20 protein-coding genes are annotated in these 23,115 nt (G+C 58.8%); 6 read left to right on the top strand and 14 right to left on the bottom strand.

What is annotated here, in order from left to right:
* Positions 1–39 precede the first annotated feature (39 nt).
* Positions 40–696 (bottom strand): sulfotransferase family 2 domain-containing protein, encoded by a 657-nt coding sequence (locus ACR0MS_RS01420; protein ID WP_480568130.1) that lies wholly within the window; start codon positions 694–696, stop codon positions 40–42.
* The gene (locus ACR0MS_RS01415; protein ID WP_480568128.1) at positions 693–1,628 is read right to left on the bottom strand and encodes a DMT family transporter; all 936 of its coding nucleotides are present in this window, start codon (positions 1,626–1,628) and stop codon (positions 693–695) included. Before ACR0MS_RS01415 ends, ACR0MS_RS01420 begins: the two co-directional genes overlap by 4 nt.
* Before the next feature lie 149 nt (positions 1,629–1,777).
* On the opposite strand from ACR0MS_RS01415, the gene ACR0MS_RS01410 reads away from it, so the two are divergent.
* On the top strand, positions 1,778–2,791 hold the full coding sequence (locus tag ACR0MS_RS01410) for a hypothetical protein (protein ID WP_480568126.1): 1,014 nt from the start codon (positions 1,778–1,780) through the stop codon (positions 2,789–2,791).
* A 5-nt stretch (positions 2,792–2,796) separates the two neighbouring features.
* On the opposite strand, the gene upp is transcribed toward ACR0MS_RS01410, so the two are convergent.
* From upp to ACR0MS_RS01375, 7 genes are all read right to left on the bottom strand, one after another.
* Positions 2,797–3,429: a uracil phosphoribosyltransferase gene (upp, locus tag ACR0MS_RS01405; RefSeq protein ID WP_170382313.1), complete on the bottom strand. Its 633-nt coding sequence runs from the start codon at positions 3,427–3,429 to the stop codon at positions 2,797–2,799.
* The gene (locus tag ACR0MS_RS01400; protein WP_480568124.1) at positions 3,426–4,412 is read right to left on the bottom strand and encodes an adenosine deaminase; all 987 of its coding nucleotides are present in this window, start codon (positions 4,410–4,412) and stop codon (positions 3,426–3,428) included. The genes upp and ACR0MS_RS01400 overlap by 4 nt, the downstream gene beginning before the upstream one ends.
* Positions 4,409–5,620, bottom strand: a complete 1,212-nt coding sequence (locus ACR0MS_RS01395) for a phosphopentomutase (RefSeq protein ID WP_480568122.1) — start codon at positions 5,618–5,620, stop codon at positions 4,409–4,411. Before ACR0MS_RS01395 ends, ACR0MS_RS01400 begins: the two co-directional genes overlap by 4 nt.
* A complete protein-coding gene (locus tag ACR0MS_RS01390) occupies positions 5,617–6,924 on the bottom strand; it encodes a thymidine phosphorylase (RefSeq protein ID WP_480568120.1) in 1,308 nt (435 codons plus the stop codon). Before ACR0MS_RS01390 ends, ACR0MS_RS01395 begins: the two co-directional genes overlap by 4 nt.
* 4 nt (positions 6,925–6,928) lie before the next feature.
* On the bottom strand, positions 6,929–7,321 hold the full coding sequence (locus ACR0MS_RS01385; protein ID WP_170382307.1) for a cytidine deaminase: 393 nt from the start codon (positions 7,319–7,321) through the stop codon (positions 6,929–6,931).
* Positions 7,322–7,423: 102 nt separating this feature from the next.
* A complete protein-coding gene (locus ACR0MS_RS01380; RefSeq protein WP_480568118.1) occupies positions 7,424–8,521 on the bottom strand; it encodes a cupin domain-containing protein in 1,098 nt (365 codons plus the stop codon).
* Positions 8,490–9,188 (bottom strand): hypothetical protein, encoded by a 699-nt coding sequence (locus ACR0MS_RS01375; protein WP_480568116.1) that lies wholly within the window; start codon positions 9,186–9,188, stop codon positions 8,490–8,492. The genes ACR0MS_RS01380 and ACR0MS_RS01375 overlap by 32 nt, the downstream gene beginning before the upstream one ends.
* Positions 9,189–9,375: 187 nt before the next feature.
* On the opposite strand from ACR0MS_RS01375, the gene ACR0MS_RS01370 reads away from it, so the two are divergent.
* From ACR0MS_RS01370 to ACR0MS_RS01360, 3 genes are all read left to right on the top strand, one after another.
* On the top strand, positions 9,376–11,649 hold the full coding sequence (locus ACR0MS_RS01370; RefSeq protein ID WP_480568114.1) for an NADP-dependent malic enzyme: 2,274 nt from the start codon (positions 9,376–9,378) through the stop codon (positions 11,647–11,649).
* 255 nt (positions 11,650–11,904) lie between these two features.
* Positions 11,905–13,794, top strand: a complete 1,890-nt coding sequence (gene prpE, locus ACR0MS_RS01365; RefSeq protein WP_480568112.1) for a propionate-CoA ligase PrpE — start codon at positions 11,905–11,907, stop codon at positions 13,792–13,794.
* A 95-nt stretch (positions 13,795–13,889) separates the two neighbouring features.
* Positions 13,890–15,329 (top strand): amidase family protein, encoded by a 1,440-nt coding sequence (locus ACR0MS_RS01360; protein ID WP_480568110.1) that lies wholly within the window; start codon positions 13,890–13,892, stop codon positions 15,327–15,329.
* A 260-nt stretch (positions 15,330–15,589) separates the two neighbouring features.
* On the opposite strand, the gene ACR0MS_RS01355 is transcribed toward ACR0MS_RS01360, so the two are convergent.
* Positions 15,590–16,351, bottom strand: coding sequence for an NAD kinase (locus ACR0MS_RS01355; RefSeq protein WP_480568108.1), 762 nt, complete (start codon positions 16,349–16,351; stop codon positions 15,590–15,592).
* A gap of 167 nt (positions 16,352–16,518) precedes the next feature.
* On the opposite strand from ACR0MS_RS01355, the gene glyA reads away from it, so the two are divergent.
* Positions 16,519–17,814 (top strand): serine hydroxymethyltransferase, encoded by a 1,296-nt coding sequence (gene glyA / locus ACR0MS_RS01350; RefSeq protein ID WP_480568106.1) that lies wholly within the window; start codon positions 16,519–16,521, stop codon positions 17,812–17,814.
* Positions 17,815–17,866: 52 nt separating this feature from the next.
* Here the strand turns inward: glyA and ACR0MS_RS01345 are convergent, their stop codons facing one another.
* Positions 17,867–18,241, bottom strand: a complete 375-nt coding sequence (locus ACR0MS_RS01345) for a hypothetical protein (RefSeq protein ID WP_480568104.1) — start codon at positions 18,239–18,241, stop codon at positions 17,867–17,869.
* A gap of 91 nt (positions 18,242–18,332) precedes the next feature.
* On the opposite strand from ACR0MS_RS01345, the gene ACR0MS_RS01340 reads away from it, so the two are divergent.
* Positions 18,333–19,091, top strand: a complete 759-nt coding sequence (locus ACR0MS_RS01340; RefSeq protein WP_480568102.1) for an alpha/beta fold hydrolase — start codon at positions 18,333–18,335, stop codon at positions 19,089–19,091.
* A 27-nt stretch (positions 19,092–19,118) separates the two neighbouring features.
* Here ACR0MS_RS01340 and ACR0MS_RS01335 read toward each other — a convergent pair whose 3' ends face one another.
* The 3 genes from ACR0MS_RS01335 to ACR0MS_RS01325 form a co-directional block, all read right to left on the bottom strand.
* A complete protein-coding gene (locus ACR0MS_RS01335; RefSeq protein ID WP_480568100.1) occupies positions 19,119–19,496 on the bottom strand; it encodes a rhodanese-like domain-containing protein in 378 nt (125 codons plus the stop codon).
* A gap of 80 nt (positions 19,497–19,576) precedes the next feature.
* Complete coding sequence (locus ACR0MS_RS01330) at positions 19,577–20,929, bottom strand: HlyD family type I secretion periplasmic adaptor subunit (RefSeq protein ID WP_480568098.1); 1,353 nt, start codon at positions 20,927–20,929, stop codon at positions 19,577–19,579.
* Positions 20,926–23,046 (bottom strand): type I secretion system permease/ATPase, encoded by a 2,121-nt coding sequence (locus ACR0MS_RS01325; RefSeq protein ID WP_480568096.1) that lies wholly within the window; start codon positions 23,044–23,046, stop codon positions 20,926–20,928. The genes ACR0MS_RS01330 and ACR0MS_RS01325 overlap by 4 nt, the downstream gene beginning before the upstream one ends.
* Positions 23,047–23,115 lie beyond the last annotated feature (69 nt).

The raw sequence follows: 23,115 nt of genomic DNA, 5'->3' as shown, positions 1-23,115 counted from the left end.
TCGCCGTACAACCCTCTCAAAAATTGCTTGAATTCGCGATCATACCGACGGATCGAACTGGTAACCAAACCGGTCGATATCCTCTTCGCATTCACGCGCAATAGCCGACGCGGTGCGGTCCGAGTAATAGTGCCTATACCCTTTGGAACGCACGGACGGGTTCAGGCGCGGCAGATCGAACCGAAACCCAAGATGCGTAAATAACGGTTCTGCGTCCTGTTCAAAATGTTCCAGACGAATGTAGGCCCTGCAACATTCCTGCCCCTCTGCCGTGGTCATATATTGGCGCGCAGGATGGTTTTGAAATGATCGCAATGTTGCGGGGTGTAAAACGAAGTCTTCAAAAGACAGCGCCTTGGCCAGCGAGACCGCAGGATGATCAAAATCCTGATCCTGCAACCAGTGAAAATAGCTGACCATTCGGTCCCAAGGATTGCGCACCAGCGTGAAGGTAAACATATCCTTCAGCTCGTCGGCTGTAATAACACCGTCGATATCCGTGAGTGTCGAATGCTTCCACAGCCGTCCTCGGGCATTCAACGATTTGGCCCGCTTGCGACGCCTCTTGGCTTTGGGTGTGTCCCCTAAAAGAATGTCATCTTTCATCGCACGCTGCTCTAATGCCAGCGAAAGCGATGTCCCCCCCGTTTTGGGAATGTGGACGAAAACATAACGTCGTCCCCGCGAAATAATCACGCCGCCACCTTGCGCGCCGCTTCGTGCGAGGCGCGCCACCCCAACAATGCCCCAGCCGTGGCGATCAGACCAATTCCCACCGCCTGCATCAGTCCGATTGTTTGACCGAAGGCGAACCAGGCAAAAAGGGGCCCAAAGACCATAACCGAGTATTCAAAGACCGCGACATATGACGGCTCGCCAATCTGGTAGGACTTGATCAGCATAAAGACGGCAATCGTGGACCCTCCGGCCTGTACCAGAATCCAAGGAACGGCGGGCATCATATTGGGTTCCCACCCGCGGGTCGCAAAGCCTTGCGGTCCGGCGGCGGAGTCCAGTGGAAAAACGGACAGGACCATAAGCCCGATTGCCCCGGCCATCCCCAAGGTGATGACCATGGCCGCCAATAGCGAGACCGTGCTTTCCTCGGAACAATGGCTGCGGGTGATTATGGAACTCAGGGCGTAGAACAACCCTCCTGCGACAGGCAGCAGACTCAGCGTGTCAAACTCATACGGATTCGGCTGCACAACGCATAAGATACCGCAAAACCCCAAGATGACCGCGAAGATGCGCCACGGCCCGATGGTCTGTTTCAGCCACAGGGCGGAAATCAAAAGCACAAAGATCGGCGACGTGAACAATCCTGCCAGCGCCTGAGCAATCGGCATCAGCGCAAGGGAAGAAAAGTAAAACAACATGGCCAGGGTGATCAGAACACTGCGCAGAACAACCGGCCCCAGCCGTTTCGGGCGCAAGCCACCCAGCCCGATCAGCGACAGCCCGACAATCAGCGGCAACATCAGCAAAGAGCGGCTAAGGTGGAACTGCCACAAACCGATCGTTTCGGCCAAAAGAACCACCACATTGTCGATCACGCCGATAATCGCCATGGCGCTGATCATCAGCACCAAGGCAAGTATTGGTGATGTCTTTGTTTCCGACTGCATCTGCCGCCCTGACACTGATCCCGACCGCGAAGAATTTCCCGCGCGTCGTGATATCCAGCACATTTCCCGATTGACGTGCAACAGGTTTGCGCCATTGGATTTTAGCGTGCTAAACTAAGTTCAAATAATAACGAGCAGACCTCACCTTGATGACGGCCCTGAAACAGTACCAGCGGATCGAAGCCACCGGTCTGTGGCGCCCCTCGCCCGATGTTCAACGGCGCGAGGTCGTGGTTTCGATTGGCGAAGCGACCCTGACAATTTCGGATTTCAATGACCGCGCCCTGACACATTGGTCGCTGGCAGCGCTGGAGCGTCAGAATCCCGGTAGCTTTCCCGCGATATTCAACCCCGATGGCGACCCGGAAGAAACGCTGGAACTGGCGGAATCCGAAACCACGATGATCGAGGCCATCGACCGCCTGCAACGCGCAATCGACCGTGCGCGACCGCATCCGGGGCGGCTGCGTTGGCTGAGCGTTGCGGGCGTTGTCGGGGCAGTTCTTGCGCTTTTGTTGCTATGGGTGCCGGCCGCCCTGCAAAACCACGTTGTGTCTGTGGTGCCCGAGATCAAAAGGCAGGACATCGGCGACGCCATCCTGAGCCGGATCGAAAGAGTGTCAGGTCGGGCCTGTACCTCTGCGGACGCGCAGGAGGCGCTGGATCTTCTGGCGACGCGGACGGGGGTTCGCAGCGTCGTAATCCTGCCAGCGGGCGTGCAAAGCAGCCTCAGCCTGCCCGGAGGGATCATCCTTTTGAACCGGTCTTTGGTCGAGGATCACGAAGACCCCTCGGTCGCGGCAGGTTATATCATCGCCGAACGCGCGCGGACCGCGGCTCAGGATCCTCTGGACGATCTTCTGGACCGGACCGGAGGGCGCTCTGCCTTCCGCCTGCTCACAACCGGTGAGCTGACCCCCGAGATCGTAGACAGCTATACCGAGCAGGTCTTGTCAGAGCCGCGCCCCCGATTGCCAGATGACGACCTGCTTGAGCTTTTCGCGCAAGTCGCCCTTCCCTCAACCCCATATGCTTATGCGATGGATGTAACGGGCGAGACCGTTCTGGGCTTGATCGAGGCCGACCCGATGGCGGGACGACCTTTGCAGCAGGTGCTGCCGGACCGCGACTGGGTCCGGCTTCAGAACATCTGCGGAGAGTAGACCGCTTATTTGGTGCCGAACATCCGGTCCCCGGCGTCGCCAAGGCCCGGCATGATGTAGCCTTTTGAGTTCAGTTCGCGATCCAGCGAAGCTGTCACAATGTGCACATCCGGGTGCGCCTCTTTCATACGCGCGACACCCTCTGGGGCTGCAAGCAGGCACAGGAAACGGATATCGGTGGCACCCGCCTCTTTCAGCAGGTCGATCGCAGCGGCCGAGCTGTTGCCCGTGGCCAGCATCGGGTCGACGGCGATGACAAGGCGGTCTTTCAAACCTTCGGGCGCTTTGAAATAGTACTGAACAGGTTTCAGCGTTTCCTCATCCCGGTACAGCCCCACAAACCCCACACGGGCCGAGGGAACCAGCTCCAGCACACCATCCAGCATCCCGTTGCCAGCCCGCAGAATGGACACCAGCGCCAGTTTCTTACCTGCCAGTATCGGGGCGTCCATCTCCTCCATCGGGGTCTCGATGTGCCGGGTGGTCAGAGGCATCTCACGCGTGATCTCATAGGCCAGCAGCAGCGTAATCTCGCGCAGCAACTGACGGAAAACGGCGGTTGATGTGCCCTTGTCCCGCATGAGCGTCAGTTTGTGCTGAACCAGCGGGTGGTCGACGACGGTCAGGTGTTCGCTCATGATCTCTCCAGTCTTTTCTTGACCCGCACGCGGGTCTCTTCATCGCAAAAGGCCGCTGTCAGGGCCGTTTCATTCAGGGCTGCAAAATCGTCGGCTGTCCAGCCGAAGGCTTTGGCCAGCATCTCATATTCCCGTCGCATTGTGGTATGGAAAAACGGGGGATCGTCGGTTGAAACCGTGACTTTGACACCAGCGTCGCGTAGATTTGCAATCGGGTGGGCCGCAAACTCGGGGAACAGCCCCAGAACCACGTTCGAGCCGGGGCAGACCTCAAGCGTCACCTCGCGATCCACAAGTTCGTGGACAAGATCCGGGTCTTCGGACGCGCGAACCCCATGGCCAATGCGCTCCACGCCCAGTTCCCGAATGGCGTCCCTGACGCTTTCGGGGCCGCCGAATTCCCCCGCATGAGTGGTCAGGCGCAACCCAGCCTCGCGTGCACAGTCAAAGGCCCACTTGAAATCTCCCTGCGTGCCGACGGATTCGTTGCCGCCCATTCCAAAGCCGGTAATCCAATGCCCGGCGGTTTCAGCCGCACAACGGGCGCTGATCTTGGCCTGCTCCGCCCCAAAATGGCGCACACAGGTGACGACACCGCGCAAAGTGATATCGTATTTCCGCTCGGCTTCATCAGCCGCATCCTGAATGGCATTCAGGTAGTCGCGCCAGGCATGCAGGTCTCCGCCGCCACAGAAATCCGGGCTCAGAAATGTTTCCGAATAGACCACCCCGTTCGCAGCACTTTCTTCAAGGATCGCCAGCGTCAGCCGCCGAAAATCCTCGGGCGACTTCAGCACTTCGCAGGCGGCCTCATACACACTGAGGAAATGCGCGAAGTCCCGGAAATCATAGCTGCCATCGGGTTTGAAAATCCCGCTCAGGTCGATGCGCTTTTCATGCGCCAACTGGCGGATAAAGGCAGGCGGCGCCGCACCTTCGTGATGCAGATGCAGTTCGATCTTTGGCAGGTCTGCTACGGTCATAGAAAACTCCGTCCCGGCCCTTGGGCCGGAATGTTCAAATGGGTCGCAATGCTTGCGGCGATATCAGCGAAATTGACGGCTCCGATTTCACCCGCACCCCGTCCGGCGATCAGCACCGGCACTTGTTCACGTGTGTGGTCCGTTCCGATCCAGCTTGGATCATTTCCGTGATCCGCGGTCAACAGCATCATATCGCCGGGGCGCAGGCGCGAAAGAAGGGCGCCGATCTCACGATCAAACCATTCCAACGCACGGGCATAGCCGCTGATATCCCGGCGGTGACCATAAAGGCTGTCAAATTCGACGAAATTGGCAAAGGTCAGACTGCCCTCCCCGGCCTCGTCCACGAGATTGGACAGGTGCCCCATCAGTTCCGCATCCGAGCCCTTGCGCAGCGTATCAATCCCCTGCATCGAGAAGATGTCGCCGATCTTGCCCACCGCATGCACCCGCCGCCCTGCGTCCTGAACCCAATTCGTCAGAACCGGCGCAGGCGGCAGGATGGCAAAGTCCTTGCGATTGGTTGTCCGCGTAAAGCCCGTGTCCGGTGAGCCGACGAAAGGACGCGCGATCACACGCCCAACCTTCATCTCGTGCAACCGGGGGGCAAGTGCACGGCACATGTCCAACAGACGCTCAAGACCAAAACTTTCTTCATGCGCGGCGATCTGAAAGACGCTGTCTGCCGACGTATAGCAGATCGGCCAACCCGTTCGCATATGTTCGGCCCCCAATTCAGCGATGATCGCTGTGCCAGAGGCATGGCAATCGCCCAAAATCCCTTCTGTTCCAGCGGCTTGCGCGGCGGCACGGCTTAGGTCATTGGGAAAGCTGGGGGTTGTGTCGGGGAAATAGTGCCAGTCCCACGGCACGGGCAGACCTGCCAGTTCCCAGTGTCCTGACGGTGTGTCCTTGCCCCGCGAATGCTCGCGCGCACACCCCCAAAGACCGATTGGTTCGGCCTTCAATCCCGGCGTTTCATCGCCAGAGGCCAGACGGGTGGCCGCCCCCAAACCCAAAGCGTCTAAATTTGGCAGGCGCAGCGGCCCAGACCGCCCGTCCTCCGCTCGGCCCTCGGCGCAGGCCTGCGCGATATGGGCCAGCGTGTTTGCCCCGGTATCCGGCACGTCACCATTAAAGAACCGATCCGCGTCCGGTGCCCCACCAATGCCAACCGAGTCCATGACGACCAGAAATGCACGGCTCATGCTGTGATCCTTTCGTGCACGATGCCCGGAAGCGACGGGCTTTCAGGGCCAAGGTTGATCGCGCGCAAGACTGATTGCGCGGCCTGTCGCGCTGCATCCTCACGGGCGGCGTGGATCACCGCCAGGGGCGCGCCCTTGTCGATCTTGTGGCCCAACCGGACGATATCGGAAATGCCAACGGCCGGGTCGATCACGTCATCCTCGACTTGTCGACCACCGCCCAGCGCAACAACGGCAAGACCCAGCGCTTCACCATCCATTGCGGTGACATATCCGCTGGAGGGTGCCGGAACCTCAAGAATAACGCTGGCTTCGGGCAAGTAGCGCGACCAGTTTTCGACAAAGTGCAACGGGCCGCCAACAGCAGCCATCATGCGCCCGAACCGCTCTGCCGCCCGGCCATTGCGGATAACCTCGGCGACTTTGTTGCGCCCTTCATCCAATGTTGAAACCATTCCTGCATCAGCCAGCAGAACACCGCCCAGCTCTGCCGAGATCTCGGCCAGAGGTGCATTCTGCCCGCTGGTCAGAACCTTCATGACCTCGCAGATTTCCAACGCATTGCCCAAAGCCGGGGCCAAGGGCTGGTTCATATCCGTAATCACGGCCGATGTCCGGCACCCGGCGGCATTGGCGGTCTCGGTCAATGCGGTGGCCAGATTGCGCGCGTCCTCATGCGTTTTCATGAACGCGCCGCTGCCAACCTTAACGTCCAGAACCAGAGCATCCGGGCTGGCCGCCAGTTTCTTGGACAGGATCGACGCCGTGATCAGATCAAGGCTTTCCACCGTCGCGGTCACATCCCGGATCGCATAAAGCCGCTTGTCCGCCGGGGCGATCTGGCCCGTCGCGCCGACAATGGCCGCACCCTCATCGCGCAAGATCTGGGCCAGTCGGTCCTGCCCGATCTGCGTGGAAACACCGGGGATGGCTTCGAGCTTGTCCAGCGTTCCCCCGGTATGGCCCAGCCCTCGTCCCGAGATCATGGGAACATAGGCCCCCAATTCAGCCAGCGCAGGGGCCAGCACCAGACTGACGCTGTCGCCCACCCCGCCGGTCGAGTGTTTGTCGATCACCGGACCGTCGACATCCCACGTCAGAACCTCGCCGCTGTCGCGCATCGCGACGGTCAGATCGGCGCGCCCCTGCGCGCCAAGGCCGCCCATGCAGACAGCCATGGCAAAGGCTCCGGCCTGTGCGTCACTGACCCCGCCATCAGCCAATCCCTGCGCAAACCAACTCAGCTCGGCAGCCGTTGGAACCTCTGACCGGCGCAACTTTGCGATAATCGAACGGGCGTCCATGCGATCAGACATCCTCCATATGCGATGCGTCGAAGGCGCCGGGCAGAAGGTCACCGATCGTTGTCACCAATTCCGCGCCATCCACGCTGGCCAATGTCACCTTGACGTCGCGCTTGCCGAACTCAGCCAGCTTTTGCCTGCATCCCCCGCAAGGCGGCACAGGCTGAGGGGACGAGGCCACCACATACACTTCGGTCAAGCCCTGCTCACCCGCGGCGACCATGGCGGCGATCGCTCCGGCTTCGGCACAGGTGCCTTCGGGGTAGGCCACGTTTTCGACATTGCACCCGGCATATACCTGACCCGAGGCCGACCGGATCGCCGCGCCTACCTTAAAGTTGGAATAGGGCGCGTATGCGTTTTCCCGAACCGAAAGTGCTGCGTCTTTCAACGTCATGGCGATTCCCCAATTTTTGATCATCTGGTCAGAAACTAGTACCCTAACGGAAAGCACTTGGGGAATTGAAGCCCCAAGCGCAGATTTCCTGAACCAAATCGCTTAGTCCAGCACCGTGTTAAAGACACCCGGCAGCGTGACCTCCAACAGTTCGACGTCATCCGACGGGTCGGCCAATCGGGTGCGCATACCGGGCGGGATGACAAAAGCGTCCCCCTGCTCCAACCGGTACGGATCGCGCCCTTCGCCCTCAAGGGTGACTTCGCCGTTCATGACGAACGTAAAATGGATGTCGGTGTCGTGCGTTGCCCAAACCGGTTCACCCTGCCCTTTGCGCACAACCTGCACCCCGGCCACACCTTTGGTGTTTTCGGCAATCGTCGTATCCCGGCAAACATAGCCCGGCAGCCGGAATGCCCCCCATACCGCACCCTCGGCCTGATTGAAGACGAACTTCTGGCCCTGCCATTCTCGGTCTGGACGGTGGTGCGAGGTGGGAAGGGTCATGTCGTGGTCAATCTCGGTGACGTGCTCGGCTGGCACACCGATTTCGATCACTTGCACATTGTCTGACGCTTCAAGCACGCGATGACGAATTTCCGGCGGCTGGATAAAGCAATCGCCCGCTGTCAGGCGCATCTTGTCGCCCTGATCCTCATAAACCACGTCCACCCAGCCGTAGATGCAGAAGATCAACTGAAACCCGACCTTGTGGAAATGCACCATGTCCGGCACCGGCCCGCCATCCGGTATCCGAATATGGCTGGCGATGATCGACCCGCCCAATCGGTCGGGCACCAGATCGCGGTAGTGCATCCCGGCGCGGCCAATAATCCACGGCGCCTGATCCTTGAGCCGCCGCACCACAAACGAATGAACCGTATCCGGCATCACCATCGGCGGGTTGAGTTCTTCGATCTCAACCCGCGTACCATTCGGGGCAGTCAAAGCGCGTTGACCATCAGCAAACCCATCGGGATCATCGGTCAGAATACGCAGAGTGCCGGGACTTTCCGGTGCGTCCTTTTCAATCCGAAGTCGCAGTCCGTGGCCTGAGAAAACTGCGATGCGCGGATCATCAGCGGGATAGATCATGTCCATCCGCATCCCAAGAACCTTGGTGAAAAAGGGGATATCGTCGCGCAATTCCTGCGTCGGCAGGCGAATCTCAGCGTGGGTCTGGTTGGGGCTCTCGGTCATTTGAGGTCTCTTCGATTTCGGCTTTGGGCCATCCGATCAGAACAGCGGCCAGAATGCCAATCGAAAAGAACATCTCAAGCGTTTCTTCCAAAACAAAGAACCGAACCATCATGATGCCGGAAAACTCGTCCCGGAACATGTAAGACACTTCTTCAAGCCCTTGCGCCACAACCGCAAAAAGCCCCGCCATCACAAACACCGTCATAAACGGTGCCCGGCCGCGCAACGCACGCCAACCGTTCGGAATGCCGTGCCGGATCAAACCAAACAGAACAATCAGTCCCAAAACCACGCGAACGGCCGTGATATCAAGAAGAGTGTCCAACCCGTTCAAAATCTCGAAAGGCAAACTTCCAACGGGGTAGATGTCGGACTCAAGCTCTCGTTCCGCCAAAAGAAGGCAAACAAGGCCGATATACATGCGCGTTATGCCCGGAAAACGGTAAAACGCAGCCAATCCCGCAGCGAAAAGCCCCAGTGCGGACACGGTTTCGATCAAACCGCCTTCCTGATTCAGGGCCGAAGCCTGCACGGGCCACAAAATGGCAACGAGCAAAATCAAAGTCGCCAGAGCGATCGCAACCCGCACCGCAACCCGTTTGGCACCGAAGAACATCTTTTCTGACGGAAAAGCACTTTCCGCCCGAAATTCGTCTTTATAGCTCATGAATGACCTTCAGTGCCCCATTGGTTCGCGATGATTTCGCAGTGGCGGGAAATTAAACACTTTATGACAGATTTCAACCAACCGCTCTCAACATGGTTACTTCACTGTTGCAGATTGACGTAGCGTAGCCATTCCGAAAAAAATGGTTTAACTCTCAACTAAATTTCGGAAGGGAGATGAATCGCCGATGTCTGACTCACCTAGCCTGCGGCAGGCCGCGCTTGACTATCACGCCCATCCAAAACCCGGCAAGCTTGAGATCAAGGCCACCAAGCCGATGGCGAACGGTCGCGACCTGGCCCGCGCATACTCGCCCGGCGTGGCCGAAGCCAGCCTTGAGATCAAAGCCGATCCCGCCAATGCCGAACTTTATACGGCGCGCGGCAACCTCGTGGCCGTGGTGTCCAACGGCACCGCAGTATTGGGGCTGGGGAATATTGGCGCACTCGCCTCAAAACCCGTGATGGAAGGTAAGGCCGTCCTGTTCAAGAAATTTGCCGGGATTGACTGTTTCGACATCGAGGTGGATCAGCCTGACCCTGAAAAGCTGGCCGATATCGTCTGCGCGTTAGAGCCGACATTTGGCGCGATCAATCTGGAAGACATCAAGGCACCGGACTGTTTCATCGTTGAAAAGCTGTGCCGGGAACGGATGAATATCCCCGTTTTCCACGACGACCAGCACGGCACTGCCATCGTTGTCGGGGCCGCTGCCAAAAATGCCCTACACGTGGCCGGCAAGAAATTCGAAGACATCAAGGTGGTCTCGACCGGCGGCGGCGCGGCGGGGATTGCCTGTCTCAGCATGTTGGTCAAGCTGGGCGTCAAGCGCGAGAATATCTGGCTGTGCGACATTCACGGGCTGGTCTACGAGGGTCGCGCCGAGGATATGAACCCGCACAAAGATCAGTTCGCGCAGAAATCCGACCTGCGCACCCTGGATGATGTGATCGGGGATGCAGACCTGTTCCTCGGCCTCAGCGGACCAAACGTGCTGAAGCCTGAAATGGTGGCAAAAATGGCCAGCCGCCCGATCATATTCGCACTGGCGAACCCCACGCCCGAGATTCTGCCCGATGCCGCCCGTGAAGTTGCCCCAGACGCGATCATTGCCACCGGCCGCAGCGATTTCCCCAATCAAGTCAACAACGTACTGTGTTTCCCGTTCATCTTCCGAGGTGCTCTGGACGTCGGTGCGACCGAGATCAACGATGAAATGCAGATCGCGTGTGTGGACGGGATTGCAGAGATGGCCCGCGCCACCACCAGTGCCGAAGCAGCCGCGGCGTATAAGGGTGAACAGCTGACCTTCGGGCCCGACTATCTGATCCCCAAACCGTTTGATCCCAGATTGGTGGGCGTTGTGTCCTCATCCGTGGCCAAGGCCGCAATGGAGAGTGGGGTCGCCAAACGCCCCATCGACGACATGGAGGCATATAAAGAGCGGCTGAACCAGACCGTCTTCAAGTCCGCCCTCATCATGCGCCCTGTTTTCGAGGCCGCCGCCGCCGCATCCCGCCGCATCGTTTTTGCCGAAGGAGAGGATGAACGCGTCCTGCGCGCAGCTCAGGCCATCCTCGAAGAAACTACAGAGACCCCAATCCTGATCGGACGCCCCGATGTCATCGACGCGCGGTGTGAACGCCTGGGCCTGACCGTGCGACCCGGCGAGGATTTCCAGATCGTGAACCCGGAGAATGACCCGCGCTATTATGATTACTGGAACTCGTACCACGACATCATGCAGCGCCGGGGCGTGACGCCGGACCTTGCAAAGGCGATCATGCGGACAAATAACACCGCGATTGCTGCCATCATGGTGCAACGTGGCGAGGCTGACAGCATGATCTGTGGCACGTTCGGTGAATATCGCTGGCATCTGAATTATGTGCAGCAGGTTCTGGACGACGGCGATTTGCGACCTCATGGGGCTCTGTCGTTGATGGTTCTCGAGGACGGTCCCTTGTTCATCGCGGATACGCATGTCCGGCAGTTGCCAACGCCCGAGGAACTGGCTGAGACGACCATTGGTGCAGCCCGCCACGTGCGACGGTTTGGTCTGGAACCCAAGATCGCGTTCTGTTCCCAATCGCAGTTCGGCAATCAGGCGGAGGGGTCGGGCAAACGCCTGCGGGCAGCGCTGGACATCCTCGATTCAACACCGCGTGACTTTACCTATGAAGGCGAGATGAACCTGGACTTGGCGCTGGACCCTGAACTGCGCTCACGCATTTTTCCGAACTCGCGTCTTGAGGGGGCGGCCAACGTGCTGATTTTTGCCCATGCAGACGCGGCCAGTGGGGTCCGCAATATCCTCAAGATGAAGGCCGACGGGCTTGAGGTTGGCCCGATCCTCATGGGGATGGGGAACAAGGCGCATATCGTGACCCCCTCGATCACGGCGCGCGGGTTGTTGAACATGGCGGCCATCGCGGGCACTCCGGTCGCGCATTACGGATAGGACAGCCACGGGCATCCTTTCGGGTGTCCGGCCTGATTCTGTCGATGTTTGCATGCAATGGTTTGCAGATTTGCAAATGCGATATCGCCTCGCCTTCGAATCCACAAAACGCAGTGGATTTGCAAAAATTTGCAACCCAAAATGCGCCTGTCTGCAAATATTTTGCGGTAAAGTGACGCCCCGTCACAGCGGTCGCTTGTGCGGTGCTCTTTGCGCCCCTAACAACGGCGCAGGGAATTTTCGGAGGAGACCACCGTGGCATATCAGGACGTTTACGATAGCTGGAAATCCGATCCAGAGGCATTCTGGATGGAAGCCGCCAAAGGGATTGATTGGGTCCAACCACCGACCAAAGCTCTGTTTGACGACAAAGCACCGCTCTATGAGTGGTTTTCCGACGCCAGAGTGAACACCTGCTGGAATGCGGTGGACCGGCATGTTGAAAATGGTCGGGGCGAGCAGACCGCGATCATCTACGACAGCCCGATCACCCACACCAAGCGCGAGATTTCCTATGTCGAACTCCGCAATCGCGTGGCCAACCTTGCGGGGGCTTTGCGCGCCAAGGGGATCGAAAAAGGCGACCGGGTGATTATCTATATGCCGATGATCCCCGAAGCGCTTGAGGCAATGTTGGCTTGTGCCCGTCTGGGTGCCGTGCATTCTGTGGTGTTTGGCGGGTTTGCCAGCAACGAACTGGCTGTACGGATTGACGACTCCAAGCCCAAGGCAATCATCGCGGCCTCGTGCGGGATGGAGCCGGGACGCGTCGTGCACTACAAACCCCTTCTGGACGGCGCCATTGATCTGGCCAGCCACAAACCAGACTTTTGCGTTATTTTTCAACGCGAACAGGAAGTGGCACAACTGGTCGAGGGACGCGATTTCAACTGGCACGGCTTTCAATACGGGGTCGAGCCCGCGGAATGCGTGCCCGTAGACGGTAATGATCCGGCATATATTCTGTACACTTCGGGCACCACCGGGTCCCCCAAAGGCGTCGTGCGTCCGACGGCCGGTCATCTGGTCGCGCTGAATTGGACGATGAAAAACATCTATGACGTTGATCCCGGCGATGTGTTTTGGGCGGCGTCCGATGTCGGTTGGGTCGTGGGGCATTCCTATATCTGCTACGCCCCGCTGATCCACGGCAACACCACCATCGTGTTCGAGGGCAAGCCAGTCGGCACCCCGGATGCGGGGACATTTTGGCGCGTGATAGCTGAACACAAGGTCAAAAGCTTCTTCACGGCCCCAACTGCCATCCGTGCGGTCAAGCGCGAAGACCCCAAGGGCGAGCTGATCTCGAAATATGACTTGTCCAGCCTGCGCGCGCTGTACCTTGCAGGTGAACGCGCGGACCCCGACACGATCGAATGGGCACAGGATGCGCTGAAGGTTCCGGTCATCGACCACTGGTGGCAGACCGAGACCGGGTGGACCATCGCTGGCAACCCTCTGGGCATCGAAGAACTGCCGGTCAAGCTGGGCTCTCCGGCGAAACCCATGCCGGGCTACGATGTACAAATTCTTGACGAGGGCGGCCACCCGATGAAACCCGGCGAGTTGGGCGCGATTGCGGTCAAGCTGCCCCTTCCCCCCGGCACTCTGCCAACGCTTTGGAATGCAGAGGAACGGTTCAAAAGCTCATACCTCAACCAGTTCCCCGGATATTATGAAACCGGTGATGCGGGCATGATTGATGAGGACGGATACCTTTACATCATGGCGCGCACCGATGACGTGATCAACGTCGCCGGTCACCGCCTGTCCACCGGCGGGATGGAAGAGGTTCTGGCTGCCCACCCCGATGTGGCCGAGTGTGCGGTGATTGGTGTCACCGATCAGTTGAAAGGGCAAATGCCCGTCGGGTTCCTTTGCCTGAACGCCGGATGCGAACGCGACCATGCAGATGTTGTGCAGGACGTGGTCAAACTGGTCCGCGAAAAGATCGGTCCGGTAGCGGCGTTCAAACAGGCCGTGGTGGTGGATCGCCTGCCCAAGACACGTTCGGGCAAAATCCTGCGCGGGACGATGGTGTCGATTGCAGACAGCAAGGACTATAAGATGCCCGCAACAATCGACGATCCTGTCATTCTGGATGAGATTACGGACGCGCTGAAGTCAATCGGCTACGCCCAGTAATCGGGCTGAGGGGCGCGGCACGTCACCCCCTGCCCCGGCTTTTTCTTGCAACCCGTCACCGGGCCTCTACTGTCTGACCAAGACAGTGAGGCCCTATGACATCAAGCGACATCTGGCGTCTGAACGCCACCGACCTGAGCGCCCTGACCCGCAACGGGGACATCAGCGCCGAAGACGCCGTGAAATCATCCCTTGATCGGATGCAACAGGTGAATCCCGACCTGAATGCCGTGGTCGAGGACCTGAGCAGCGAAGCGCTGACCCGTGCCCGAAATCTGGATAAGGCCGTGGCCAAAGGCGCCGAGCCCGGGCCACTGCACGGTGTTCCCGTGACAATCAAGATCAACGTAGATCAAAAGGGCCACGCGACCTCAAACGGGGTTGTCGCGCTGAAGGATGTGATCGCTCCGGCTGACGCACCGGTTGTGCGCAACCTTCAGAATGCAGGGGCCATCGTCATCGGACGCACGAACACGCCTGAATTCTCATTCCGGGCGGATACGGACAACGAACTCCACGGTCGGACGAATAACCCGTGGGGCCGCCACATTTCGCCCGGTGGGTCGTCCGGTGGCGCGGGGGCCGCGGTGATGGCTGGAATCGGCGCGCTGGCCCATGGCAATGACATCGGCGGCAGCCTGCGCTTTCCGGCTGCCGCAAATGGTGCGGTGACAGTGAAACCGGGGCTCGAGCGTGTTCCGGCATGGAATCCCAGCCAAAAGACCGAACGGGGATTGCTGGCACAGTTAATGTCAGTGCAGGGTTTGATCACGCGCTCGGCGGCGGATCTGCACCTTTCGATGCCCAGCCTGATCGCGCCCGACCCGCGTGACCCCTTCCATGTGCCGATGCCGTGGCGCGGCCCTGCCGACGGCGACCCGATTAAAGTCGCGTTCACAAAGGACACTTTCGGATACGCACTGCACCCCGAGGTCGACCGGGCCTTGGACACCGCCCGAGACGCGCTGGTGGATGCAGGTTATTACGTCGAGGAAATCGCAACCCCGGATGTATTTGAATGCGGCCGTGGCGGGTATCGCGCCTTGATGGGCGAAGTGCTGACCCTGTTGAAAAGCGATATCGAGGCGGCCGGATCGCAGACCATTCGCGATATCTTCGAGGTCTATTTTCAGGAGTTCCCGCCGATCACCGGAACAGACCTGATCGAGATGCTGGGCAAACGCAGCCACTATGCCCGCGAATGGTCGCTTTTCATGCAGGACTACCCGCTGGTGCTCTCTCCGTTTCTGCCCCAGCCGTTTTTCAAACCCGATCGCGACACCGAAGGCGCGGAAGGCGTTCATGAGGTTCTGGGCTGCGCCGTCTATTCCTATGCAATGAATTTCCTTGGCTTGCCTGCGGCCAGCGTCCCCGCACATTTGGCGGATCTTCCCCAAGGGCCACAGCCGATCAACGTGCAGATCACAGCCCGTCGCTGGCGCGAAGACATGGCGGTGGACGCGGCTGCCGCGATCGAATCGCGTGTCGGTCAGATGTGCCTTCCGCTTTGGGACAAGATGAGCGCGTCGGCGTAAACAAGCGTTCACAACAAAATAGACCCCGGGTTTTTGTGCCCGGGGTCCGCTTGCTAAAATATGCCCGGAGATCCGATAACGAGCGTAGCACCACCTACCCCCGCCAGCGCGAAAAATGCGCATTCATTTCGAAAACACCGTTGGCGGCCACTCACTCCCACCTTGATGTGTTCTTCGGGCAAGTTCAGGTTAAACCAGCGTTAATCCAATTCCTGTGAACTGGTTCACATAAGTCAAAAAAACTCGGCCATCCGAAGAAATTATGTGAATTGCTCTGAGATCAGCCGCTCTTCGAGACCGTGACCGGGGTCGAAAAGAATACGGTGCTGTATGGAGGGCTCGGACCGGATCTCGACCCAGTCGATATCGGCGAAAGAAACCGAATCCGCGTCCGCCATCACGGGCCGCTTGTCGGCGTCCAATACATCGAAGCGCACTTTGGCAATCTTGGGCAGCAAAGCCCCACGCCAACGACGGGGCCTGAAGGCGGCGATTGCCGTCAAAGCCAAAACATCTGAACCGATAGGCAAGATCGGCCCATGGGCCGAGTAGTTATAAGCCGTTGATCCCGCAGGCGTGGACAGCAATGCCCCATCGCAGACCAGCTCATCCATGCGAACGCGGCCGTCCACGCTGATCTTCAGCCGTGCGGCCTGAGGGCCAGCCCGCAGCAACGAGACCTCGTTGATTGCCAGTGCCTCGTGCAGTTTGCCGGATTGGTCCATTGCACGCATGGCCAACGGATTGATGACCTCTTCTTCGGCGGCGGCAAGGCGGTCCATCAAATCGGTTTCGTGAAACTCGTTCATCAAGAAACCGATGGTTCCGCGATTCATACCGTAAACCGGCGTGTCGAGATGCTGCATATTGTGCAACGTGTGCAGCATGAAACCATCTCCGCCAAGCGCAACCACAACGTCGGCATCGCGTGGCGCTGCGTTTCCGTACCGTTTGACCAGCTTGTCGCGGGCGGATTGCGCCACCTTAACGTCGCTGGCGAGAAAGGCGATTCTCTGGATCATCTGTCGTGGTTTCCGGTCTTGCACATTTGGTTCCGAAACAAGCATACCTTTCCCCGATAGGCCAGACTTGACGCCGCAGCAGGCCAATTCGTCGCTTTAAGCCTTTTGCGCCTGATCGGTTTCCGATAGGAAATCCGCAAGAATTACCCCCAGCATGTGGAGCCCCCATGAACGCCAATCTTCGTGATACCGGATTTTTCACCCAGTCACTTGCGGACCGTGACCCCGAGCTGTTCGGCTCGATCACGTCCGAGCTGGGCCGTCAGCGCGACGAGATCGAGCTGATCGCATCCGAGAACATCGTCTCTGCCGCCGTGATGGAGGCGCAGGGCTCGGTGATGACCAACAAATACGCCGAAGGTTATCCGGGCCGTCGTTACTATGGCGGTTGCCAATTCGTCGACATCGCCGAAAATCTGGCCATTGACCGCGCCAAGCAGCTGTTCGGCTGTGAGTTCGCCAACGTGCAGCCGAACTCTGGCTCGCAAGCCAACCAAGGTGTGTTCCAGGCGCTGATCCAGCCCGGCGACACCATTCTGGGCATGAGCCTGGACGCAGGCGGTCACCTGACCCACGGCGCGGCCCCCAACCAGTCGGGTAAGTGGTTCAAAGCCGTTCAGTATGGCGTGCGCCAGCAGGACAACATGTTGGACTATGATCAGGTCGAAGCGCTGGCGAAAGAGCACCAGCCCAAGCTGATCATCGCGGGTGGCTCGGCCATTCCGCGCCAGATCGACTTTGCCCGTATGCGCGAGATTGCCGATATGGTCGGTGCTTACCTGCACGTGGACATGGCGCATTTTGCCGGTCTGGTTGCGGCGGGCGAGCACCCCAGCCCCTTCCCGCACGCACATGTTGCGACCACCACCACGCACAAGACCCTGCGCGGTCCGCGCGGCGGCATGATCCTGACCAATGACGAGGCAATCGCCAAGAAAGTGAACTCGGCCATCTTCCCCGGCATTCAGGGCGGTCCGCTGATGCATGTCATCGCTGGCAAAGCCGTCGCGTTCGGCGAGGCGCTGCGCCCCGAGTTCAAGACCTACATCCAGAACGTGGTCAACAACGCACAGGCACTGTCTGATCAACTGATCAAAGGCGGTCTGGATACCGTGACCCACGGGACCGACACCCACGTCGTTCTGGTCGACCTGCGGCCAAAAGGTGTGAAGGGCAACGCGACAGAGAAAGCTCTGGGCCGGGCACATATCACCTGCAACAAGAACGGCGTGCCGTTTGACCCGGAAAAACCGACTGTCACCAGCGGTATCCGTCTGGGCTCGCCCGCTGGAACCACCCGTGGCTTTGGCGAGACCGAGTTCCGCCAGATCGCAGACTGGATCATCGAAGTGGTCGACGGTTTGGCCGCCAATGGCGAGGATGGCAATGGTGACGTCGAAGCAAAGGTCAAGGCTGAAGTGGCCGAGCTTTGTGCCCGCTTCCCGATCTATCCGAACCTGTAAGTCTGTTCGAATTCAAACTGTTAAACGGCGTCCATGGGGCGCCGTTTTTTTGTCAGATCACCCCCTGCCACCGCAGGAAAACCAAGAGCAGGACAGAGAGGACAAGCAGGTTAAAGGCCAAGCTGCTCAGCATCCCCAGAAACCACCCCATGCGCCGGTCGGCAAGATTGATGCCCCCCAAATGTTTCTGCACCTCTTCCGATGCTCTGGCCAGTTTTGGCGTGTCCAACACCAGCCTCAACTTGGGGTGGGCGGCCATTTGTTCAGCCTGGGCCAGCACCATCGCCTGCTTGTAAATCCGACGGGGAAGCTGCCGCTTTGCTTTCTTGACGGACTCTGTCAGCGTCTTGCCATGGACACCCAACTTGTCGCGCAACAGTTGCACGGTCTGCGCGATCTGGGTTTGGATATCGACGGTCTTTTGCATAAGCGGTTCTCCTGATGCGGCACTGTATCTGGGCCACATCCCTGCGACAATGGGGCTGGTCGTTTCAAATCGCGCCGGGTATCACACGGTCATGCTGAACACGATTGTACATGGCGAGCCGACCGAAAACCCACCGCTTCTTATCGCGCATGGGCTCTATGGCTCGGCCCGGAACTGGGGTGTCATTGCCCGGCGTCTGTCCGATGAACGGCAGGTTGTGGCCGTAGACATGCGCAACCACGCGAACAGCATGTGGACCGACCATCACGATTATCCAGATTTGGCCCACGACCTTGCCGAAGTGATCGAGCATTATAGCGGCAAAGCCGATGTCGTCGGGCATTCCATGGGGGGCAAGGCGGCCATGGCCCTCGCCCTTTTGCACGGTGAACGGGTGCGTAAACTGGTGGTCGCAGACATTGCACCTGTCACCTACACGCACAGCCAGATCCAGTTCATCGAGGCGATGCGCGCAATCGACCTGTCCCAGGTCGAACGACGCTCGGACGCGGAACAACAGTTGGCGGACCAAGGCGTTGAAAAAGCATTGCAGAGCTTTTTCACACAATCCTTGGATATCAAGGGACAACGCTGGCTTCTTAATCTGGATGCCTTGGCGTCTGAAATGCCAAAGATCATGAGTTTTCCTGATCTGAACGCGCATTGGGCGGGACCAGCCTTGTTCTTGTCCGGCGGCAGTTCGGATTATGTGCGCCCTGAACACCGAGACAAAATTCGCACGCTGTTTCCTGCTGCGCGTTTCGCCAAAATACCCGGAGCAGGACATTGGCTGCACGCTGAAAAACCCCGAGAATTCGAAGCCGCGGTCAGGACCTTTCTCAACGCTTAAGCCGCTCCACGAAATACAGGCTTGCGCTTAACTTTCAGAGATTTCGCCTCCGGCATTCACCCAATCTGCCAACCCGCCAAGGTTATAGACCCGTTCATAACCCATGTCCTTCAGCAGCTTACCTGCAAGGGCCGCGCGTCCGCCAGATGCGCAATACAGAACGATCGGGCGATCCTTTGTCAGCTCGGGGTCATGAGACTGAAGCGCATCATCGGCACGAAATTCCAGCATTCCCCGCGGGATGTGGTGCGCGCCCTTGGCTCGCCCTGTTTTTTGAACCTCGGCTGCATCACGGACATCCAGAAGCAAGCCACCTTCAGCCAGAACCTTTTGCGCCGTATCTTTGTCCACACGCTCGACGTCAGCATTCGCGGCTTCCATCATTTCCTTGACGGTCACGGGCATGTTGCACCCTCCTGTTGGTTGTCACGGGATGCTAACATGCAAAAACTGGAAGGTGTAGGTTGATCGCCCAGGAAAGGCGATCAATGTTCCCGAAAAGCGCGTGACATGCTGTCTGTCACAGGTTTTGCTATATAGGCTGCAAAGGTGCGTTCTTCGGTCTGGATCATGATCTCGGCCGGCATCCCCGGCGTCGGAATAAAGCCGCGTACCCTTTCGATCTCGTCCGGCGAAAGCGATATTCGTGCAAGATAGACCTCTTGCGGGGCGCCAGAGGAATCTTCGACCAGCGCATCTGCTGAAACATAGAAAACCTCGCCACTCAACACCGGGGTCGTGCGCTGGTTCAGCGCGACAAGGCGCACCGTGGCATCCTGACCGGTGACGACGCTGTCAATCTCTGTGCGGGGAATTTGCGCCTCGATGATCAGCGGGGCGTCTGCGGGCAGGATTTCTGCGATGGGCTCACCCGTTTCGATGACACCGCCGGGCGTGTGATAATGCAGCCGAACAACTGTTCCGGTCACCGGGGCGCGCACGACGGCACGATCCAGAACGCTGCGCGCCTGACGCGCCTTTTCCCGGACGCTTTCCAGATCCCCTTCAATGACCCCAAGCTCATCCAATGCAGCTTCGCGATAGGCAGACCGCGTGCGCGTAATCTGCTCTTCATACTTTAGCAACATCTGGTTGATTTCAGCCGTTTCTGCGGCCAGCCGCGCCTGCTGGCCATCGGCCTCGGCTTGAACCCTGCGAATGGTATTCAGATCACCCTTTCGCACCAGCCCCTTTTCAAACAGCGCCTGCTTGGTTTCATATTCTTCCTGAAGAATTTCCGAGCGCCGCTTCATGCTTGCAAGCTGTGCTTCAAAGCCGCTGGATCGAATTTTCAGGGCTTCCATATTACGCTCCAGAAGGGCGATATCATTCAGCAACGTCTTGCGGGATACGTCAAAGCTGATGCGTTGACCATCGAGGATCGTCATCACCTCAACATCATCCGTGGCGGCGAGCAGGCCTTGCGAGAATTCAAGCCGGTCGCTTTCGTTATACTCAGCCTGCAAACGCTCGGTCATGGCTTGCAGGCGGATCTTTCGGATGAACAACTCGCGCTCATTGGCTTCGGCCGAGGTCTGGTCAAGCGTCATGAGAACTTGGCCCGCCTTCACGGATTGGCCCTCGATCACCTTGATGTCCTCGATGATACCGCCTTCAAGGTGCTGCACGATCTTGTTGCGGCCCGTCGCGACAAAGCTGCCCTGCGCGATGACCGCAGCGGCCAGAGGCGCGCGGAAAGACCAGACGCCGAACCCACCAAAGCAAATGATCAGCATGATGAAGCCGATCACGATCAACCGGTTGATGGATCGCGGAACCTCGGCATACCAGACGGTGGGGTCCTTGGGGTCGTTGTTGATTGCAACCAGATCGTTCATTGTCCATCCCCCTTCTGGCCAGCAATGCCTTGCTGATTGCGTGGTCCGTTCAGTTGCTGCAGGACCTGTTCGCGCTGTCCGAACAGCGCCACGCGGCCATCGGTCAACAGCATGATCTTGTCGACCGCGTTCAGCAGCGTTGGCTTTTGCGTGATCACGACAACAGTGATCTTGCTTTCCTTGGCTTGGGCAATTGCCCGCGCCAACGCCTGATCTCCGGCGACATCCAGATTCGAGTTCGGCTCATCCAGAACAACCATCCTCGGATTGCCGAAAAAGGCCCGCGCCAGGGCGATGCGCTGTTTCTGCCCCCCTGACAATGGAGATCCATCCGCTGCGACAACAGTCTCATACCCTTGTGGAAGGGTGGCGATCATGTTGTGCACATCTGCAAGAACTGCGGCGTCGTGGATTTGTTCGTCTGTTGCGTCTTCACGCATCCGTCCGATGTTGTCCTTGATTGTGCCGGGGAACAGTTGAACGTCCTGCGGCAGATAGCCGATGCTTTCACCAAATTGACGCGGGTCCCAGTTGCGGATGTCCATCAGGTCCAGCCGCACGCTCCCCGAGGTTGGCAGGACGGACCCGACCAGTGTTTTGCCCAAGGTCGTCTTGCCTGCACCGGAATTGCCGATGATGGCCAGGGTTTCACCGGGATTGAGTGAGAAGCTGATCCCATTCAGAACAACCCGTTTGGTGCCGCCGGGAACATAGAGCAATCGCTCGACATCCAACCGCCCCTCGGGGCGCGGCAAGCGCAGTTTTTCGAACTGCAGTGCCGAATTGGACAGCAGCTTGCTGATGCGGCCATAAGCACCACGCGTCAAAAGGAAGGTATTCCAACCTTCGATCGAGCCTTCAATCGGGGCAAAGGCACGACCCGCGATGATCGACGCCGCGATGACCATACCGCCCGTGATCTCTCCCTGCAGGGCAAGAAACGCCCCCCACCCAAGGATTGCGATCTGGGTCAGCAAACGCACCGCCCGCGAGATTGCGGCGAAAATGACATTGCGGTCCTGTGCACGCACCTGCCACGTCAGCGACTGCGCCGTGTCCCGCCCCCAAATCCGTACGGCCTCGGGGATCATGGCCAGCGCATTGATGATCTGGCTGTTGCGCGCCATCGAATCCAGATGCTGGTTGGCCATCGACTGCGCCCTGTTCGCCTCGGCAAACGGTTTGGCGGTCATGCGCTGGTTTATCAGGGCAATCACCATCAAAAGCAGGGCCGTCGCGATCACGATCGTGCCCAACTGGGGATGTACGAGGAAAATCATAAGGATGAACAACGGGGCGAACGGCACGTCCAAAAAGGAAATCAGGGTTCCTGACACGAGAAACCCTCTGACCTGCTGCAAATCACCCAATGTCTGATATTCGCGCCCCGTCCCGTGCAGCGATGCATGCGCGGCCGCACTCAGGATCGGCGCGCCAAGACGTGCGTTGACCTCGACCGCCGTGCGCATCAGCATGAAGCGACGCACCGCATCGAAGGCCGATTGAAAGATCACCGCCCCGGCGACAATCGCCGTCAGCATGATCAACGTATCCAACGAGCGGCTGGTCAACACCCGGTCACTGATCTGGAACAGGTAGATCGGGATCGCCAGGATCAGAATATTCGTCGCACACGTCAGCACCAGAACAAAAGCCAGGTTCCGCCATATCGCCCGCAGAGACGTGCGCAGCGTGTTCTGGAAGTCTTCGGGCGGGGTGCGTTTGTGAAAAGTCTGGGGTGGCCCTTTTCCGTCGCCGCCGCCCTCCTTGCGCAGCGGCAACGGCTCGTTTGCCTTGGCCTCGATGGTGGTACCTATGGCTTCACCGCCGTGCGAGCGCGACGAGGGGGGTTTTCGTGCGGTCGAATCCTTAGCGGTCTCAGGATCGGGGCCTTTGGCATCGGCCACCCCAGCACCACAGCCCTTTTGGGAATTGTCTTCATCGGGCTGTGGCTGAGCGCGCCTGGGGGAAAGTAAAGCGCGCTCTGGTGGTTCCGGGTTCTCTTGCGGTTGTGCAGATGCCCGTGCGGTTCGGGTTGCCTGCGATTCAACGGCTTTCGCCGGATTGGTCTGAGGAGTTTTTAACCGCATCTCCTCGGTCAGGCGCAAACCGGCCATCTTTGCCGGCCTGTGCGCGGGTTCGTCAACCAGGGGTTTTACTCGGTCCAAACCGCTTCGACTGTCCAG

It is taken from the genome of Ruegeria sp. CJ2 (assembly GCF_056536745.1).
Note: the sequence above shows the minus strand (reverse complement) of the source record. Positions and strands in the feature narration are given on the sequence as shown.

Bases quoted from the DNA above. Each gene is read 5' to 3' on its own strand.
- upp (WP_170382313.1), bottom strand. From the start codon at position 3,429: ATGAGCGAACACCTGACCGTCGTCGACCACCCGCTGGTTCAGCACAAA.
- ACR0MS_RS01375 (WP_480568116.1), bottom strand. From the start codon at position 9,188: ATGAGCTATAAAGACGAATTTCGGGCGGAAAGTGCTTTTCCGTCAGAA.
- ACR0MS_RS01380 (WP_480568118.1), bottom strand. From the start codon at position 8,521: ATGACCGAGAGCCCCAACCAGACCCACGCTGAGATTCGCCTGCCGACG.
- ACR0MS_RS01415 (WP_480568128.1), bottom strand. From the start codon at position 1,628: ATGCAGTCGGAAACAAAGACATCACCAATACTTGCCTTGGTGCTGATG.
- glyA (WP_480568106.1), top strand. From the start codon at position 16,519: ATGAACGCCAATCTTCGTGATACCGGATTTTTCACCCAGTCACTTGCG.
- ACR0MS_RS01410 (WP_480568126.1), top strand. From the start codon at position 1,778: ATGACGGCCCTGAAACAGTACCAGCGGATCGAAGCCACCGGTCTGTGG.
- ACR0MS_RS01390 (WP_480568120.1), bottom strand. From the start codon at position 6,924: ATGGACGCCCGTTCGATTATCGCAAAGTTGCGCCGGTCAGAGGTTCCA.
- ACR0MS_RS01345 (WP_480568104.1), bottom strand. From the start codon at position 18,241: ATGCAAAAGACCGTCGATATCCAAACCCAGATCGCGCAGACCGTGCAA.
- ACR0MS_RS01355 (WP_480568108.1), bottom strand. From the start codon at position 16,351: ATGATCCAGAGAATCGCCTTTCTCGCCAGCGACGTTAAGGTGGCGCAA.
- ACR0MS_RS01370 (WP_480568114.1), top strand. From the start codon at position 9,376: ATGTCTGACTCACCTAGCCTGCGGCAGGCCGCGCTTGACTATCACGCC.
- ACR0MS_RS01335 (WP_480568100.1), bottom strand. From the start codon at position 19,496: ATGCCCGTGACCGTCAAGGAAATGATGGAAGCCGCGAATGCTGACGTC.
- ACR0MS_RS01395 (WP_480568122.1), bottom strand. From the start codon at position 5,620: ATGAGCCGTGCATTTCTGGTCGTCATGGACTCGGTTGGCATTGGTGGG.
- ACR0MS_RS01400 (WP_480568124.1), bottom strand. From the start codon at position 4,412: ATGACCGTAGCAGACCTGCCAAAGATCGAACTGCATCTGCATCACGAA.
- ACR0MS_RS01385 (WP_170382307.1), bottom strand. From the start codon at position 7,321: ATGACGTTGAAAGACGCAGCACTTTCGGTTCGGGAAAACGCATACGCG.
- ACR0MS_RS01330 (WP_480568098.1), bottom strand. From the start codon at position 20,929: ATGAACGATCTGGTTGCAATCAACAACGACCCCAAGGACCCCACCGTC.
- ACR0MS_RS01325 (WP_480568096.1), bottom strand. From the start codon at position 23,046: ATGGCCGGTTTGCGCCTGACCGAGGAGATGCGGTTAAAAACTCCTCAG.
- ACR0MS_RS01340 (WP_480568102.1), top strand. From the start codon at position 18,333: ATGCTGAACACGATTGTACATGGCGAGCCGACCGAAAACCCACCGCTT.
- ACR0MS_RS01360 (WP_480568110.1), top strand. From the start codon at position 13,890: ATGACATCAAGCGACATCTGGCGTCTGAACGCCACCGACCTGAGCGCC.